At 70.8% G+C, this 17,268-nt stretch carries 9 protein-coding genes; 3 read left to right on the top strand and 6 right to left on the bottom strand.

The annotated features are described in order from the left end of the window. The 3 genes from putA to ACFOWB_RS04725 all read left to right on the top strand — a co-directional run bounded on the left by putA (nt 1) and on the right by ACFOWB_RS04725 (nt 7,518). Nucleotides 1–3,663 (top strand): bifunctional proline dehydrogenase/L-glutamate gamma-semialdehyde dehydrogenase PutA, encoded by a 3,663-nt coding sequence (gene putA / locus ACFOWB_RS04735; protein ID WP_261405594.1) that lies wholly within the window; start codon nt 1–3, stop codon nt 3,661–3,663. 584 nt (nt 3,664–4,247) lie between these two features. Beyond that, complete coding sequence (locus ACFOWB_RS04730; protein ID WP_261405595.1) at nt 4,248–4,967, top strand: cytochrome c biogenesis CcdA family protein; 720 nt, start codon at nt 4,248–4,250, stop codon at nt 4,965–4,967. Nucleotides 4,968–5,796: 829 nt separating this feature from the next. Further along, nucleotides 5,797–7,518, top strand: a complete 1,722-nt coding sequence (locus tag ACFOWB_RS04725; protein ID WP_261405596.1) for an ABC transporter ATP-binding protein — start codon at nt 5,797–5,799, stop codon at nt 7,516–7,518. A 12-nt stretch (nt 7,519–7,530) separates the two neighbouring features. Here ACFOWB_RS04725 and ACFOWB_RS04720 read toward each other — a convergent pair whose 3' ends face one another. The 6 genes from ACFOWB_RS04720 to pheS form a co-directional block, all read right to left on the bottom strand. Then, nucleotides 7,531–10,233, bottom strand: a complete 2,703-nt coding sequence (locus ACFOWB_RS04720) for a calcium-binding protein (protein ID WP_261405597.1) — start codon at nt 10,231–10,233, stop codon at nt 7,531–7,533. A gap of 976 nt (nt 10,234–11,209) precedes the next feature. Further along, nucleotides 11,210–11,971, bottom strand: a complete 762-nt coding sequence (locus tag ACFOWB_RS04715; protein WP_378145929.1) for an SOS response-associated peptidase — start codon at nt 11,969–11,971, stop codon at nt 11,210–11,212. Between the two features lie 906 nt (nt 11,972–12,877). Beyond that, complete coding sequence (pheT, locus tag ACFOWB_RS04710; protein WP_378145927.1) at nt 12,878–15,298, bottom strand: phenylalanine--tRNA ligase subunit beta; 2,421 nt, start codon at nt 15,296–15,298, stop codon at nt 12,878–12,880. Between the two features lie 18 nt (nt 15,299–15,316). Continuing rightward, entirely contained in the window at nt 15,317–15,781 is a 465-nt protein-coding gene (locus ACFOWB_RS04705; protein WP_261405598.1) for a hypothetical protein, read from the bottom strand. Nucleotides 15,782–15,790: 9 nt separating this feature from the next. After that, the gene (locus tag ACFOWB_RS04700; RefSeq protein WP_261405599.1) at nt 15,791–16,072 is read right to left on the bottom strand and encodes a hypothetical protein; all 282 of its coding nucleotides are present in this window, start codon (nt 16,070–16,072) and stop codon (nt 15,791–15,793) included. A 58-nt stretch (nt 16,073–16,130) separates the two neighbouring features. Further along, entirely contained in the window at nt 16,131–17,222 is a 1,092-nt protein-coding gene (pheS, locus tag ACFOWB_RS04695) for a phenylalanine--tRNA ligase subunit alpha (RefSeq protein WP_261405600.1), read from the bottom strand. Nucleotides 17,223–17,268: the final 46 nt, after the last annotated feature.

Genomic DNA, 17,268 nt, shown 5'->3' with positions numbered 1-17,268 from the left:
ATGACCCGCGATCCGACGCCCTTCGCAAACCTCGCAGCCGCCGTCCCCGAGCGGTCGGCGCTTCGCCGCGCGATCACGGCGGCGACGCGCCGGGCGGAGCTAGACTGCCTCGCGCCGCTGCTCCCGCTCGCTGAACCGACATCCGAGGAAGCGGCCGCCACCCGCTCGCTCGCCACAAAACTCGTCGAGGGCCTTCGCCGCCGCGGTTCATCCAGCGGCGTCGAGGCGCTCATGCGGGAATACGCGCTGTCGAGCGAGGAGGGCGTCGCGCTGATGTGCCTCGCGGAGGCGCTGCTGCGGACGCCCGACGACGCCACCCGCGACGCGCTCATCCGCGACAAGATCCTCGCGAAAGACTGGCGCGGGCATCTCGGACACAGCCCCTCGCTGTTCGTGAACGCCGCCACCTGGGGGCTGCTGATCACGGGCCGCCTGGTCGCGACCCACAGCGAGACTGGCCTTGCGGCGACGCTCGGAAAGCTGATCGCGCTGAGCGGCGAGCCGGTGGTGCGCGCGGGCGTGGAGCTCGCGATGCGGCTGCTGGGACGGCAATTCGTGGCCGGACGGACGATCGAGGAGGCGCTCGAAAACGCCCGCGACGTCGAGGCGAGAGGCTTCCGCCATTCCTACGACATGCTGGGCGAAGCCGCGACGACGGCCGAGGACGCGGCCCGCTACATGGCGTCCTACGAGCATGCGATCCACGCGATCGGCGCGGCGGCGGAGGGTCGCGGGCCGGTCGAGGGGCCGGGCGTCTCGATCAAGCTCTCGGCGCTCCACCCGCGTTATTCGCGGCGGAAACGCGAGAGGGTCATGGCGGAGCTGTTGCCGCGGGCCGCGCGGCTGGCGGCGCTCGCGAGGTCCTATGACATCGGGCTCAACGTCGACGCCGAAGAGGCCGACCGGCTGGAGATCTCGCTCGACCTGTTCGAAGCGCTGGCCTTCGATCCGGACCTCGCCGGCTGGAACGGGCTCGGCTTCGTGGTCCAGGCCTACGGCAAGCGCTGCCCGGACGTCATCGACTGGCTGGTCGATCTCGCCCGCCGCTCGGGCCGGCGGCTGATGATCCGGCTCGTGAAAGGCGCCTACTGGGACAGCGAGATCAAGCGCGCGCAGGTCGAGGGCTTCTCGGACTTTCCCGTCTTCACCCGCAAGGCTCATTCCGACGTCTGCTACCTCGCCTGCGCCAGAAAACTGCTGTCGGCCGGCGATCTCGTGTTCCCGCAATTCGCGACCCACAACGCCCACACGGTGGCGGCGGCGGCGGCGATGGGGGCGGAGGCGGGCGGAGACGCGTTCGAGTTCCAGTGCCTCCACGGCATGGGCGAGCCGCTCTATGACATCGCGGCCGCGGAAGGGCTCGGGCGGCCCTGCCGCATCTACGCCCCGGTCGGAAGCCACGATACGCTGCTCGCCTATCTGGTGCGGCGGCTCCTCGAGAACGGCGCCAACGCCTCCTTCGTGAACCGCGTGGCGGACGAGGAGACGAGCGCCGAGGAGCTCATCGCCGATCCCGTCGCGATCGCGCAATGCCGACAGCCTCTTGGGGCTGCGAGCGCAAAAATCCGCCGGCCGCCCGATCTCTACGCGCCTGCGCGCAGGAACGCGCTCGGCCTCGACCTCGACGACGAGAACCAGCTCCGCGCGCTCGCTCGCGCCTGCCGCGACGGCGCCCGGACGGCCTGGCGCGCAGGCCCCTCGGGGGCGGATGAGGCGGCCGAATTGACCTCCGTCCGCAACCCCGCCGACCGGCGCGACGTCGTCGGCGCGGTCCGGTGGTCGGGCCCCGCCGACGTCGAGGCGGCGCTTTCCCGCGTGGCGGCCGGCGCGGCGGATTGGGCGGCGGAGCCCGCCGCCCGCCGCGCCGCGCGACTGCGCCGCGCCGCCGACGCGCTCGCCCAAGAGAAAGAGGCGCTTGTCGGCCTCATGGCGCGCGAGGCGGGCAAGACGCTCGCAAGCGCCGGCGCGGAGGTTCGCGAGGCGGAGGATTTCCTGCGCTATTACGCCGGCGAGGCCGAGCGGCTCGAAGCGGCGGGAGCGGCCCGGCCGCTCGGCGTCGTGGCCGCGATCAGCCCCTGGAACTTTCCGCTCGCAATTTTCGTCGGGCAGGTCGCCGCGGCGCTCGCGGCGGGCAATGCCGTCGTCGCCAAGCCCGCGGAGGAGACCCCGCTCGCCGCCGCGCAGGCGGTGCGGCTGCTCCACGGCGCCGGCGTCCCGGCGGACGCTCTCCAGCTCCTGCCCGGCGACGGCGCGGTGGGGGCCGCGCTCGTCGCGGACCCGCGGGTCGAGGGCGTCGCCTTCACCGGATCGCTCGAGGCGGCGCGGGCGATCGAGAACACGCTCAGCCGGCGCCTGACGCGCGAGGGTCGCCCGGTCCCCTTCGTCGCCGAGACCGGCGGGCGCAACGTCATGATCGCGGACTCCTCGGCGCTCGCCGAGCAGGTCGTGCTCGACGCGGTCGCCTCGGCGTTCGACAGCGCCGGGCAGCGCTGCTCGGCGCTCAGGATCCTCAGCCTGCAGGACGACGTCGCCGACTGCATCCTCGCCATGCTGAAGGGCGCGACGCGCGAGCTCGAGGTCGGCCCGCCCGACCGGCTCTCGAGCGACGTCGGGCCGCTGATCTCCGACGAGGCGAAGGCGCGGGTCGAGCGCCATCTCGTCGAGATGCGCGCCCGGGGATTTCGCGTGACGCAGGCCCCGCTTCCGGAAAGCTGCGCCCGTGGAAGCTTCCTCGCGCCCGCGATCGTCGAGATCGGAGCCATATCGGACGTCGCCGAGGAGGTGTTCGGCCCCGTGCTCCATGTCGCGCGCCATCGCGCCGACGACCTCGACCGCGTGATCGAGGAGGCGAACGCGAGCGGCCACGCGCTGACCTTCGGGATCGAGACCCGCATCGACGAGACCGTGGCGCGGGCCGTTCGCCGGGTCAGGGCCGGCAACCTCTACGTCAACCGCAACATCGTCGGCGCGGTGGTGGGCGTTCAGCCCTTCGGCGGCTCGCGGCTGTCCGGCACCGGGCCGAAGGCCGGCGGGCCGCTCGCGGTCGGCAGGTTCACGGCCGGTCGCGGCGCGGGCTGCGGGGTCGCGGGCTCGGCCGAGGCGCTCGCCCCGTCGCGCGCCTACGCCGACTGGCTGCAGCAAGAGGGGTTCGCCGCCGCGGCCGAAGCCTGCCGCCCGATGGCGCTCGCCTCGCCGCTCGGCGGATCGGTCAAGCTTCCCGGGCCGGTCGGCGAGCGCAACGTCTATTCGCTGGAGGCCAAGGGCCGGATCGCGGCCGTGACCGAGACCGAACGCGGCGCGGCCGTGGCGCTCGGCGCGATCCTCGCGACCGGCTCGGTCGCCGTGCTGGAGGAGACAAGCCCCGTGGCGGCGCTCGCCGCGCGCCTGCCCGCGCCGCTTCGGACCCGGACCGAGACTGTTTCGGACTGGCGCGAGGCCCACGATCTCGGCGCGCTCATCTTCGAGGGCGGGCGGGAGGCGCTGCTGGCGGTTCTGGCCGACGCCGCCCGGCGGCCCGGCGCGATCGTCACGGTCCATGCGCTGACGCCGCAGGAGATCGCTTCCGGCGCCGCCTGGGACGTCGACCGACTGGTCGAGGAGCGGACGGTCTCGATCAACACGGCGGCGGCCGGCGGCGACGCGACGCTGCTCTCGGCGGGATAAGGCGCGCCTGCGGCCTGACCGCCCGCGACGTCGGCCGCTCCTTCTCCCGTTCACGGGAGAAGGTGAGGATGAGGGGACATGGCGCTGCGGGGGCCAGACCGGGAACCCGACCGCGCGGACGAGCTTGGTTCTGACGCCCCGGCGCGAGCGCCCTCACCCTCTCCCGCAAGCGGGAGAGGGAAGCGGCCGGCCGCGACGCTGCTGTCGGCGGGTGAAAGCGCGTCGGCGGGATGAGAGCGCGCCTGCGGCCTGACCGCCCGCGACGTCGGCCGCTCCTTCTCCCGTTCACGGGAGAAGGTGAGGATGAGGGGACATGGCGCTGCGGGGGCCAGACCGGGAACCGACCGCGCGGACGAGCTTGGTTCTGACGCCCCGGCGCGAGCGCCCTCACCCTCACCCTCTCCCGCAAGCGGGAGAGGGAAGCGGCCGGCCGCGACGCTGCTGTCGGCGGGATGAAAGTCGCAAGGCGCGGAGGCCGTCATGCCCGCGCCTCCGCCGGAATGGCGCCTGCCGCTCGTCCCGGCTCCGCTCTATGTTTGCGAAGAGACGGCGCCGCATCGACACCCGACGCCTCGAAGGCGCGCATGCTCGTCACCCTCGGCCTCGCTTATCTCGCCGGCCTGCTCACGCTGCTCTCGCCCTGCGTGCTGCCGCTCGTGCCGGTCGCGCTCGCGGCGGCGCAAGGGGAGCGCCGGCTGGGGCCAGTCGCGCTCGGGGTCGGGCTCACGCTTTCCTTCGTAGCCGTCGGGCTGTTCGTCGCGACCGTCGGCTTCTCCATCGGGCTCGACGAGACCGTGTTCCGCCCCGTGGCCGCCGCGCTGCTGATGGTCGTCGGCGCCGTGCTTCTCGTCCCCGCCGCGCAGGCGCGCGTCGCGAACGCCGCGGGGCCGGCGAGCCATTGGGCGGCGGAGCGGCTCGACCTCGTCTCGCGCGCCGGGCTCGCCGGGCAGTTCCTGGTCGGCCTGCTGCTCGGCGTGGTCTGGGCGCCCTGCGTCGGGCCGACGCTCGGCGCGGCCTCGATGCTGGCGGCGCGCGGCGAGGATCTGGGGTCGGTCGCGGCCACAATGGGCGTGTTCGGACTCGGGGCCGCGACGCCGCTCGTCCTGCTGGGGCTGATGTCGAGCGAGCTTCTCCAGCGCTGGCGCGCCCGCATGGCGGGGGCCGGGCGCGCGGGCCGGATCGCGCTCGGGATCGCGTTGATCCTCGTCGGGCTCGCGGTCGTGAGCGGCTACGACAAGCGGATCGAGACCGCGCTGGTGGACGCCTCGCCCGACTGGCTGAACGCGCTGACGACGCGGTTCTAGGCCCGAATTCCGGATCGGGCCGCCCGAACCCCCGCGCGTCGTCCCGGCCGAAGCGCCGGGATCCGGGACCGAGGCGCCATCCGCGAACGCTCCGCGGGCGTCGGTTCTGGATCCCGGGTCAAGCCCGGAATGACGGCTGAGCGTCCCGAGCCTCCTGCGGCCCGCATGCGCCGCGCGCCTCGCCAAGAACCGCTCCGAACCCCCGCCCGTCATCCCGGCCGGAGAGCCGGGATCCAGAGCCGGGGCGGGCGTCCGCGATCGCTCCACGGGCGTCGGTTCTGGATCCCGGGTCAAGCCCGGGATGACGGCTGAGCGTCCCGAGCCTCCTACGGCCCGCACGCGCTGCGCGCCTCGCCAAGAACCGCCCCAAACCCCCGCCCGTCATCCCGGCCGGAGAGCCGGGATCCAGAACCGATGCGCCATCCGCGAACGCTCCGAGGGCGGCGGTTCTGGATCCCGGGTCAGGCCCGGGATGACGGCTGAGCGTCCCGAGCTCCTGCGGCCCGCACGCGCTGCGCGCCTCGCCAAGAACCGCCCCGAACCCCCGCCCGTCATCCCGGCCGGAGAGCCGGGATCCAGAACCGATGCGCCATCCGCTAACGCTCCGAGGGCGGCGGTTCTGGATCCCGGGTCAGGCCCGGGATGACGGGTCGAGACGGCGAGGGCGATCTCATCCCATCGCGTTCGCGGCCGAGCGCCCCGGAAACCTGGAAGCGCTCCAAACCGCTGACGTTGCGGGCGTCGCCGGCATGCAAAACCTTGCGGCCGCCTCCTCCGGGCGGTATTGCCCGGACGTCGCAGAACGGGCCGGGAGGGCTCACCGCCGGCCATGCTGAAGCGCTTCTTCTCATATTACCGGCCGCACGCCGGCCTGTTCTGGCTCGACTTCGGCTCGGCGGTCGCCTCGGGCCTGCTCGAGCTCGGCTTCCCGATCGCGGTCAAGATCTTCGTCGACACGCTGCTGCCGACCCAGCAATGGGGGCTGGTGCTGCTCGCCGCGCTCGGGCTGCTGGCGATCTACGTGGTCAACACCGGCCTCATGGCGGTGGTCACCTATTGGGGCCACATGCTCGGGATCAACATCGAGACCGAGATGCGCCGCAAGGCGTTCGACCACCTGCAGAAGCTCTCCTTCGGCTGGTTCGACAATCAGAAGACCGGCCACCTCGTCGGGCGCCTGACCAAGGATCTCGAGGAGATCGGCGAGGTCGCGCATCACGGGCCCGAAGACCTGTTCATCGCCATCATGACGCTTTTCGGCGCCTTCGCGCTGATGTTCACGGTGAACGTCGAGCTCGCGCTCATCACGGTCGCGGTGGTGCCGCTCACCGCCTGGCTCACCAGCCGCTACGGCGGGCGCATGACGCGCAACTGGCAGGAGCTCTACGGCCGCGTCGGCGACTTCAACGCCCGCATCGAGGAGAATGTCGGCGGCATCCGCGTGGTGCAGGCCTTCGCCAACGAAGACCACGAGCGCCGCCTCTTCGCCGAGGACAACGCGCGCTACCGCGCGACCAAGCTGATGGCCTACCGCATCATGGCGGCCTCGACCTCGCTCAGCTACATGAGCATGCGGCTCATCCAGCTCACCGTGATGGTGGCGGGCAGCTACTTCGTGATCCAGGGCACGCTGAGCCATGGCGGCTTCGTGGCGTTCCTGCTGCTGATCGGCGTGTTCTTCCGCCCGGTCGAGAAGATCAACGCCGTCATCGAGACCTATCCGAAGGGCGTCGCGGGCTTCAAACGCTACCTCGAATTCCTCGACACCCGCTCCGACATCGTCGACGGGCCGGACGCGGTCGAGGCGCCGACGCTCAAGGGCGAGATCGCCTATGAGGGCGTCGACTTCGCCTACACGCCGGGACGGCCGGTGCTCTCCAATCTCAGCCTCACGGTGCGGGCGGGCGAGACGGTGGCGTTCGTCGGCCCCTCGGGCGCCGGCAAGACCACGATCTGCGCGCTGCTGCCGCGCTTCTACGAGGTCGGGGCCGGGCGCATCTCGATCGACGGGCGGGACGTGCGGGACTTCACGCTCACCTCGCTGCGCCGCCAGGTCGGCGTGGTGCAGCAGGACGTGTTCCTGTTCGCCGGCACGATCCGCGAGAACATCGCCTATGGCCGGCTCGGCGCGAGCGACGCCGAGATCGTCGAGGCGGCCCGGCGCGCGCGCATCGACGACATGATCGCGGCTCTTCCCGCAGGCCTCGACACGGTCGTGGGCGAACGCGGCGTGAAGCTCTCGGGCGGGCAGAAGCAGCGGCTCGCGATCGCGCGGATGTTCCTCAAGAACCCCGCGATCCTGATCCTCGACGAGGCGACCTCGGCGCTCGACGCCGAGACCGAGCGCCAGATCCAGACCTCGCTGACCGAACTCGCGCAAGGCCGCACCACGCTCATCATCGCCCACCGGCTCGCCACGATCCGCAACGCCGACCGCATCGTGGTGGTGGACGAGAACGGCGTCGCCGAGCAGGGCAGCCACCGCGAGCTGGTGGCGACGGCCGGGCGGTACCGCGCGCTGCACGAGGCGCAGTTCGACACCGCCGGCTGAACCGCCGCGGTCTCAGACGACGAAGAAGTCCCTGGCCGAGAGGTCGAGGTTCTCGCCGATCTCGGCAATCACGATCGCCGCGTCGTCGCCCGAACCGTCGCGGTCGAACAGCAGCAGCCCCTTTTCCGCGTCGTAGAGCAGGCGCGCCTCGCCCTGCGGTTCGCCGACGAACGCGAAGTCGCCCTTCCCGAGCTCGCCGACATCGAGGCCGCTCGTGCCCGAGAAGAACCGGAAGCGGTCCTCGCCGACCGTGAAGTCCTCGATGACGTCGCGCTCGCCGCCCCTCAGGAACACATAGGCGAAGACGTCGCGCCCCTCTCCGCCCGCCAGGACGTCGGAGCCCGCCCCGCCCTCGATCACGTCGTCGCCCGCCCCGCCGCGGATCGTGTCGTCGCCGAACGAGCCGCCGAGGTCGTCGGCGCCCGACGAGCCGGTGAGCTTGTCGTCGAAGGCCGAGCCGACGATGCGCTCGACGCCCGTCAGCACGTCGCCCTTGGCGTCGCCGCCCCTGAAGGTTCCGGCCTCGAGATCGATCACGACGCGGGCGTCGGACTCCTGGTAGCTGACGAGGTCGTTTCCGCCGCCGCCGACAAGCGTGTCGGCCCCCGCCCCGCCGTCGAGCGTGTCGTCGCCGGCGCCGCCGCTCAGCCGGTTGCGGCCATCATCGCCCGTGAGCTCGTCGGCGAAGCGCGAGCCGAGCACGCCCTCGACGTCGATCAGCGTGTCGAAATCCGCCTCGCCGCCGAAGGCCGAGCCGTCGCCGAGATCGATCCCCACGGCTTCTTCGGAGGAGCGGTAGTCGGCGGTGTCGAAGCCCTTGCCGCCGTCGAGCACGTCCGCGCCCTCGCCGCCGTCGAGCGTGTCGTCGCCGCCGCGGCCCTCGAGCGTGTTGTTCGCGCGGTTGCCCGTGAGGACGTTGTCGAGCTCGTTGCCGGTCCCGTCGAGGGCCTGCGAGCCCGTCAGCACGAGGTTCTCGACCTCGCGCACGAGCCGGTAGTCGACGCTCGCGCGCACCGTGTCGGTTCCGTAGTCGCCGAGGCCGTCGACATGGTCGCGGACGTCGTCGACCACATAGACGTCGTCGCCCTCTCCGCCGAAGAACCAGTCGCGGCCGGCGCCGCCGATCAGCGTGTCGTTCCCGTCGCCGCCCTCGAGCGTGTCGTCGCCGCCCGAGGCCGTCAGCCGGTCGTCGCCGTCGGAGCCGAACAGCCGCGCGTCGCGGCCCTCGAGCTGGTCGCTGAGATTGAGCCGCCCCGCCTCGGTGAGCGAGATGTTGACCGGCAGGTCGAGGCCCTCGGCGTTCACGCGGATGACGTCGAAGCCCTCGAACTGCTCGGCGGTCCCGGACACATAGCCGCCGCGCGTCTCGAAGATCTCGATCCCGGAGATTTCGAGGCGCGTGATGTCGCCGCGCGCGAACAGCACGTCCTCGCCGTCGCCGCCGTCGAGCACGGCCTTGCCGCCGGACTTGGTGGAGTTGAACTTGTCGTCGCCCTCCCCGCCGAACAGCGTGTCGCGGCCGGCCGTCACGGTGAGGCCGTCGTTTCCGGCGCCGGCGTGGATCTCGTCGTCGCCGGCGCCGCCCTTCAGCAGGTCGTCGCCCGCGCCCGACGTGATGACGTCGTCGCCGGCCGAGCCGACGAGGCGCACGCCGTTTCCGTCGAGCTGGTCGGAGAGGTCGATCGTCCCGGCGTCGGCGAGCCTCAGATCGGGCTTGCCCCTCAGGCCGCGGCCGAGGATGGCGTCAAAGCCCTCGAAGAACGCGATCGTCCCGGTGACCGTGGTCCCGGTCTCGAGCTGCTCGAAGCCCGAGATCGCAAGCCCCGTGAGGTCGCCCTTGGCGATCAGCCGGTCGAAGCCCTCGCCGCCGTCGAGCACGCCCGAGCTCGCGCCGGTCGTCATCTCGACGACGTCGTCGCCGGCCCCGCCCTCCATGCTCATGCGGGCGCCCGCCGAGGACAGGCGGTCGTCGCCGTCGCCGCCGAGCAGCGTGTTTTCGCCCGCTCCGCCGAAGAGGACGTCGTTCCCCTCCCCGCCGATCAGCAGCTCGCTTCCGAAGTCGTCGCCGAGCAGCGTGTCGTTCCCGGCGCCGCCGTCGAACACGTCGCGGCCGCCGCCGCCCTCGATCACGTCGTCGCCGGAGCCGGAGGTGATCGTGTCCGAATAGACGCTCGCCCTGATATGGGCCGAGGTCGAGCCGAGCTCGGGCGAGAGGTCGATGCGGCCGGCCTCGTCGAGGCGGATCTCGATCCGCTGGCCCTCGAAGCCTTCGGCGTTGCGGATGGTCTCTAAGCTCTTGAGCTGCGCGAAGGTGGCGTAGAACGGCGTGTCGCCGACTTCGAGCGCTTCGACGTTCCTGACGTCGAAATTGTAGAGCTCGCGCACGCCCGACAGCACCAGCCGGTCGTAGCCGTCGCCGCCGTCGATCCGCGCGCCGGCGTTGTAGTGGAAGGTGATGACGTCGTCGCCGACGCCGGCGTCGACATAGCCGGAAGCCGGGAACACGCCGTAGGCCTCGATGCTGTCGTTCCCCTCGCCGCCGATGAAGACGTCGTATTCGTTCCCGATCAGCAGGTCGTTTCCGGCGCCGCCTTTCAGCGTGTCCTCGAACGCGCCGCCGGTCAGCGTGTCGTTCCCGCCGCGGCCCTCGATGACGTTGGGTTCGTCCTGGCCGACGAGCGAGTCGTCGCCTGTTCCGCCCACGATGGTGGCCATCGGCCCCTCCCGACTCTGCTTTTGTTGGCCCCGGCGAGGCGGGGCGAGGGGACGCTACCTGCGGTAGCCGAATGGGGAAACCCCTCGCGGAGCGAGAGCCTGGGGACTGTCTCCGGTTCGCCTCAGGGGCGGTTCGCCGGCAAGGCGCAGGGACCGTCGGCCTCCCACTCGAGGCGCGCATGAACCGCCGCCCGTCATCCCGGCCGAAGAGCCGGGATCCAGAACCGAGACGGACGCCGCGAACGCTCGACGCGCGTCGGTTCCGGATCCCGGGTCAAGCCCGGGATGACGGCTGGGCTTCCTGAGCCTTCTAAGGATAAACACCCCGCGCCGTCGGCCGAAGAGCCGCCCGAACCGCCGCCCGTAATCCCGGCCGAAGAGCCGGGATCCAGAACCGGAACGGCTACCGCGAACGCGTCGAGGGCGTCGGTTCTGGATCCCGGGTCAGGCCCGGGATGACGGCTGGGCTTCCTGAGCCTTCTACGGATAAGCACCCCCGCGCCGTCCGCCGGCGAACCGCCCGAACCGCCGCCCGTCATCCCGGCCGAAGAGCCGGGATCCAGAACCGAAACGGCTTCCGCGAACGCTCGACGGGCGTCGGTTCTGGATCCCGGGTCAAGCCCGGGATGACGGCTGAGTTTCCTGAGCCTTCTGCGGATAAACACCCCGCGCCGTCCGCCGGCGCGCCGCACGAACCTCCGCCCGTCATCCCGGCCGAAGAGCCGGGATCCAGAACCGAGACGGCTTCCGCGAACGCTCGACGCGCGTCGGTTCTGGATCCCGGGTCCGGCCCGGGATGACGGCTGAGGCGAGCGGAGCCTAGACGGCGGCTGGGGAGGGTCTTCGGGGAGGGGTAGGTCCGGCCGCCGGAACCTCGGGCATGTGGACCCGGCGGCCATCCACGGAACCTACGTAAAGCAACCTCCGCGAGATGTTTCGTAATCGGACACCCGTTGTGGGCGCGTTTCAAACTTGCCTAAAATTTTAACGACCATTCGGAATCCGAATCGCTTTCGGCGCCGTCCTCCTTCGCGCCGGCCGCGACGATCATGAGGCGGTCGTCGGGCAGCGGGCGCTGAAGCGCGCGCGCTTCGGCCCAGGGGGCGCGCATCCAGACGTCGATCTCCTCGGCCGTCGTCAGGACGACGGGCATCGCCTTCGGGTGGACCGGCGCCACCACGGCGTTCGGCTCGCAGGTCAGGACGCCGTAGAGGTCGATGTCCTCCTCCCACCCGGTCCTGGCCTTGCGCACGCCCGACCAGCGGGTCCAGAGCCCGGCGAAGACGCACAAGGGCCGCTCCTGCGACAGCGCGAACCAGACCGGCGCGGCGCCGCCGCCGGGAGCGCGGCCATATTCGGAGAACGAGGTCAGCGGCGCGACGCAGCGGTGCTCGACCCCGAGCCAGCGCGTCCAGTGCCGGCTCGCGACGTTGCGGATGTTGGTGACGCCGCCGTCCGGCTCGCGGCGCAGCAGCTCCTGGAAATCGACCGTCCCGCCCTTCGCCCGCAGCTTGTCGGCGCGCCTGGAGGCCGCGTCGAGAATGACCTTCTGCGAGGTCGGCATGCCCCAGCGGGCGAGCGTGAGCTCGCGGCCCTCCGCCCCGTTCCGGACGATCGGCGCGGCGTAGTCCGGGAAGATCCCGGGCGTCGGGGGGAGGTTGCCGGTTCGGTCGACCATCGCGCGGGCGAGTTCGCGGATCGCGGCCTGGCCCTTGGTGAGCGAGTAGAGATTGCACATTCGACCAGCGTGGCGCCGATGGCGGCCGGGCGCCACCGAAGCGAAGACGCCGATCGCCGCCGCCGCCGCCGCCGCCGCAGGAGAGCGGTTTCTTCGCAGTCATGGTTAACAAATGATGGGCAAATTGGGCGACGGCGGAGTCTAAACTGGAACGAATCGGGAATCGGCGATTCGGCCGCGATTCGTTCTACTGGAACGAAACAAGACTCGACTCGTGAGGACTCGGCCTAGACTCGCGCGCTGCGATCGAGCCAAGACGAGGCCGGGCGAATACGAAACAACCGGGACGCGTAGACTCGGGGAGTCCGGGCGCGTCCTGCGGCGGGGCGCCATCCCGAGCGCAGAGCCGGAATGGTCCGGTCGAAGTTTCCCACGGCGTCGGTTCTGGGTCCCGGGTCAAGCCCGGGACGACGACGGCGGGTCAACCGCCAAGGAGTACGAACGCCGGCTTCGGCGGCGGCGCGCCCGAACCCCAACGGTCATCCCGGCCGAAGAGCCGGGATCCAGAGCCGAGGCGGTCCGTCCAGATTCCTCACGGCGTCGGTTCCGGGTCCCGGGTCAAGCCCGGGACGACGGCGGCGGGTCAGCAGCCAAAGAGCACGAACGCCGGCTTCGGCGGCGTCGCGCCCGAACCTCGACGGTCATCCCGGCCGAAGAGCCGGGATCCAGAACCGAGGCGGTCCGTCCAGAGTCCTCACGGCGTCGGTTCCGGGTCCCGGGTCAAGCCCGGGACGACGGCGGCGGGTCACCCGCCAAGGCGCACGAACGCCGGCTTCGGCGGCGGCGCGCCCGAACCCCAACGGTCATCCCGGCCGAAGAGCCGGGATCCAGAGCCGAGGCGGTCCGTCCAGATTCCTCACGTCGTCGGTTCCGGGTCCCGGGTCAGGCCCGGGACGACGGCGGCGGTCAGCCGCGCAGCGTCGCGCCCGTGGCTTTCTCGACCTGCGCCACGATCCGTCCCGAAATCTCCTCGATCTCGGCGTCGGTCAGCGTCTTGTCGCGCGGCTGGAGCGTCACCGCGAGCGCGAGCGAGACCTTGCCCTCGGGAACGCCCGGACCCTCGTAGCGGTCGAACAGGTCGACGCGCGTCACGAGCTTGCGGTCGGCGGCCTGCGCGGCGCGGATCAGCTCGCCCGCCGGCGTGTCGCGATCGGCGAGGAAGGCGAAGTCGCGGGACAGCGGCTGCAGCGCCGAGCCCTCGAAGGGCGGCTTGGCGCGCGTCGCCTTGGCCTTCGGGGCGGGCAGGGCGTCGAGCGTGATCTCGAAGCCGACCAGCGGGCCCGAGACGCCGAGCGCCTTCAGGACGCGCGGATGGAGCTCGCCGAAGGCCCCGAGCACGACCTTGGGGCCGAGCTGGAGCGCCGCCGAGCGGCCGGGATGGAACCAGGCGGGCGCCGCGCCTTGCGCGATCTGCACCGAACTCGCCGACAGGCCGAGCGCCGCCAAAACGTTGAGCGCGTCGCCCTTGGCGTCGAAGGCGTCGACGGGGAGCGCCTGCTCGCCCCAGTGCCGGCCCGTCCCGCGCGCCTTCGCGGTTCCGCGGCGGACGCCGGTCGCCTGCATGCGCTGGTCCTGCGGACGGTCGCCGAGGAAGGTCTGGCCGACCTCGAACAGCGCGACGTCGCCCGACCCGCGGTCGGCGTTGCGCTGGGCGGCGGCGATCAGGCCCGGCAGCAGGCTCGGGCGCATGTCCGAAAGGTCGGCGGCGATCGGGTTGGCGAGCGCAAGCTCGGGCTTTCCGCCGCCGAAGCTCGTCGCCTGCTGGCGGCTGACGAACGACCAGGTGACGGCTTCGACGAGGCCGCGGGCGGCGAGCGTCCGGCGCGCCGTGCGGGCGCGGCGCTGCACCGGGCTGAGCCTGGCGGCCGCGAGCGACTGCGCCTGCGGCAGCGGGCTCGCCTCGACCTTGTCGAGGCCGATGATGCGCACGACCTCCTCGACGAGGTCGGCCTTGCCCTCGACGTCCGGCCGCCAGCTCGGCACCGCGACCTTCAGCGTCTCGCCATGGCCCGACACCCAGAACCCGAGCAGCGACAGCGGCGCCTTGACCTCGGCGGGAGCGACCACGAGCCCGGTGAGGCGCTTCACCTCGGAGATGGGGAAGTCGATGATGAGGTCGCGCTCGGGGACCTCGCCCGCGACCACGAGCTCGGAGGCCTCGCCGCCGCAGATCTCGAGGATGAGGCGCGTGGCGAGCTCGAGGCCCGGGATCGTGAAGGCGGGATCGACGCCGCGCTCGAAGCGGTGGCGCGCGTCGGAATGGATGTTGAGCGCCCGGCCCGTGCGCGCGATCGCGAGCGGATCCCAGAGCGCGCTCTCGATCAGCACGTCGACCGTGTCGGCGCCGCAGCCCGTCGAGGCGCCGCCCATGATTCCGGCGAGCGACTCGACGCCGTGATCGTCGGCGATCACGCACATGGTCTCGTCGAGCGCGTAGTCCTTGCCGTCGAGCGCGGCGAAGCTTTCGCCCGCGCGGCCGCGGCGCACCACGAGATCGCCCTTCACCTTGGCGGCGTCGAAGACGTGCAGCGGACGGCCGCGGTCGAAGGTGAGGTAGTTGGTGACGTCGACGAGCGCGTTGATCGGCTTCTGGCCGATCGACTTCAGCTTGCGCTGCAGCCATTCGGGCGAGGGGCCGTTCTTCACGCCGCGCACCATCCGCAGCGCGAACAGCGGCGACAGCGGGGGCGTGTCGCCGAAGTCGAGGCGCACGTTCACGGGGCAGGGATAGGCGCCGCGCACCGGGTTCAGGCCGGGCTCGATCAGCGTTCCGATCTCGGCGGCGGCGAGGTCGCGGGCGACGCCATGGACGCCGAGGCAGTCCGAGCGGTTCGGCGTGACCGCGATCTCGATCACCGGGTCGTCGAGCCCGATCACCGGCGCGAACGGCTTTCCGACCGGGGCGTCGGCGGGAAGCTCCAGGATGCCGTCGCTTTCCTCCGACAGCCCGAGCTCGCGGCCCGAGCACAGCATGCCGGCCGAGGGCACGCCGCGGATCTCAGAGGCGCCGAGCTTCACCCCGGAGGAGGGGATGACGGTCCCGGGCGCGGCGAACACGACCTTGAGGCCCGTCCGCGCGTTCGGAGCGCCGCACACGACCTGCAGCGGCTCCGGCCGGCCGACGTCGACGCGGCAGACCTGCAGCTTGTCGGCGTTCGGGTGGCGCTCGGCGGCGAGAATGCGCCCGACCACGAAGGGATGGAGTTCGCCCGCCTTGTCCTCGACATGCTCGACCTCGAGCCCGACGCGGGTCAGCGTCTCGGTGACGGCGACGAGGTCGGCGTCGCCCGCGAGGTGCTCTTTCAGCCAGGAGAGGGAGAATTTCATCGTGCTCTCAAAGTCTCATCACTTGCGGCGAGGGCGGGCCAGCATGGCGACCGCGAAAGCGCGCTTCTCCGCAGAAGACAGACCATCCAGGGCGATAATGGCGACTTCAGCCGAATTGATCAGAGCCCTGACTTCCAAACGGCCATACGCAAACGGCTCGGGATTGTAGTCGGCGTCATGACGATCCCGCTGCAAATCGATGAGCAGATCAAGGATGCCATGGACGCCGGCGCCGAGATGGTTTGCACGGAGGTCTTGTTCGCGAACAGTTTTGAACGTGCCGTGGTCTATGGATCGATAAATGGCCGTCCAGTCACGTGATGCTGTCGATTTGCCGACCAGTTCATTCGCGCAGAGGCGGCAAATAGCATGAAACACCGCATAGTAAGCAGTGCTGACCGCTCGCCGAAGCGTCGCTTGGCGAGGTCGACCGGTATCATGGTCGACAAGCAGCCATGCGACGTCGATCAGAGTTTGATGCATCTTCGACCGTTACTCGACGCCAATTTCGTCACCAACAAAACGGGCGCGAAAATAGGGAAAACGATCTTCCCCCTGGCCGCGAAAAGCGCTTGAAAGGCCAGTGATCGACGTGAGGGTCGCCTGACCCGGCGTCGCATCGGAGCCTTCCCGGAAAAATGCGTCGATGAAGATCGAGGGGGCGCCGTCGTGGTCGTCTCCAAAACGAACCTCTGCATGATCGTACCCGTGCTGGCCAAGCGTCCGGCGCAGGACTTGATCCGCAATCTCGGCCACTTTCGATTTGCTCAGCATCACGCCTCAGCTCCAGCCCGATGAAACAGGAGGATAACAGAAGCACCATGCTCCCGCCTCACGAACTCAGCCCGCCTGCGAGCGTCGGGAAGTCGAGCGGGCGGAAGCCGTAATGGGCGAGCCAGCGGGCGTCGGCGTTGAACAGGTCGCGCAGGTCCGGCATGCCGTATTTCAGCATGGCGATGCGGTCGATCCCCATGCCCCAGGCGAAGCCCTGATAGACGTCCGGGTCGATCCCGACATTGCGCAGCACGTTCGGATGCACCATCCCGCAGCCGAGGATCTCCAGCCAGTCGTCGCCCTCGCCGATGCGCACCTCGTTGGGCAGGCGCCGGCAGCGGACGTCGACCTCCATCGAGGGCTCGGTGAAGGGGAAGAAGGACGGGCGGAAGCGCAGCTCGACCGAAGGCACCTCGAAGAAGGTCTTCAGGAACTCCTCCAGCACCCATTTGAGGTGCCCGAGATTGGCGCTCTGGTCGATCACCAGCCCCTCGACCTGATGGAACATCGGCGTGTGCGTCTGGTCCATGTCGAAGCGGTAGGTGCGGCCGGGGCAGATCACCCGGATCGGCGGCTTCGAGGCCTCCATGGCACGGATCTGCACCGGGCTCGTATGGGTGCGCAGCACGAGCCGCGAACCGTCGTCCTTCTGCGGCAGGAAGAAGGTGTCGTGCATCTCGCGGGCCGGATGGCCGACGGGGAAATTGAGCTTGGTGAAGTTGTAGTCGTCGGTCTCGATGTCCGGGCCTTCGGCGACCGAGAAGCCCATGGCCGAGAAGATCGCCACGATCTCGTCGGTGACCTGGGAGACCGGATGGATGCGCCCGGTCTCGAGGCCGGTCTCGCGCACCGGCAGCGAGACGTCGAGCGTTTCGGCGGCGAGCCGCGCGTCGAGGGCCGCGTCGGCGAGCGCGGCCTTCTTCTCGGTGAGCGCGGTCGCGATCTTGTCGCGCAGGCCGTTGAGCGCCGGGCCGAAGGTCTTGCGCGTCTCGGGGTCCATCGACCCCAGCGTCTTCATCTTCTCGGAGACCGAGCCCTTCTTGCCGAGCGCCGCGACGCGCAGCGCTTCGAGCGAGGCCTCGTCGGACGCGGCCTCGATCTCGGCGAGAAGCTGGGTTTCGAGCGAGGAGAGTTCGGAAAGGTCGGTCATGAAAGGACGCCGCTTCTTACGATCGGCGGAAGACATACCCGGCCGA

The sequence above is a fragment of the Chenggangzhangella methanolivorans genome (assembly GCF_042648545.1).
Taxonomy (GTDB): domain Bacteria; phylum Pseudomonadota; class Alphaproteobacteria; order Rhizobiales; family Methylopilaceae; genus Methylopila; species Methylopila methanolivorans.
This window is presented reverse-complemented; position numbering and strand designations above follow the sequence as displayed.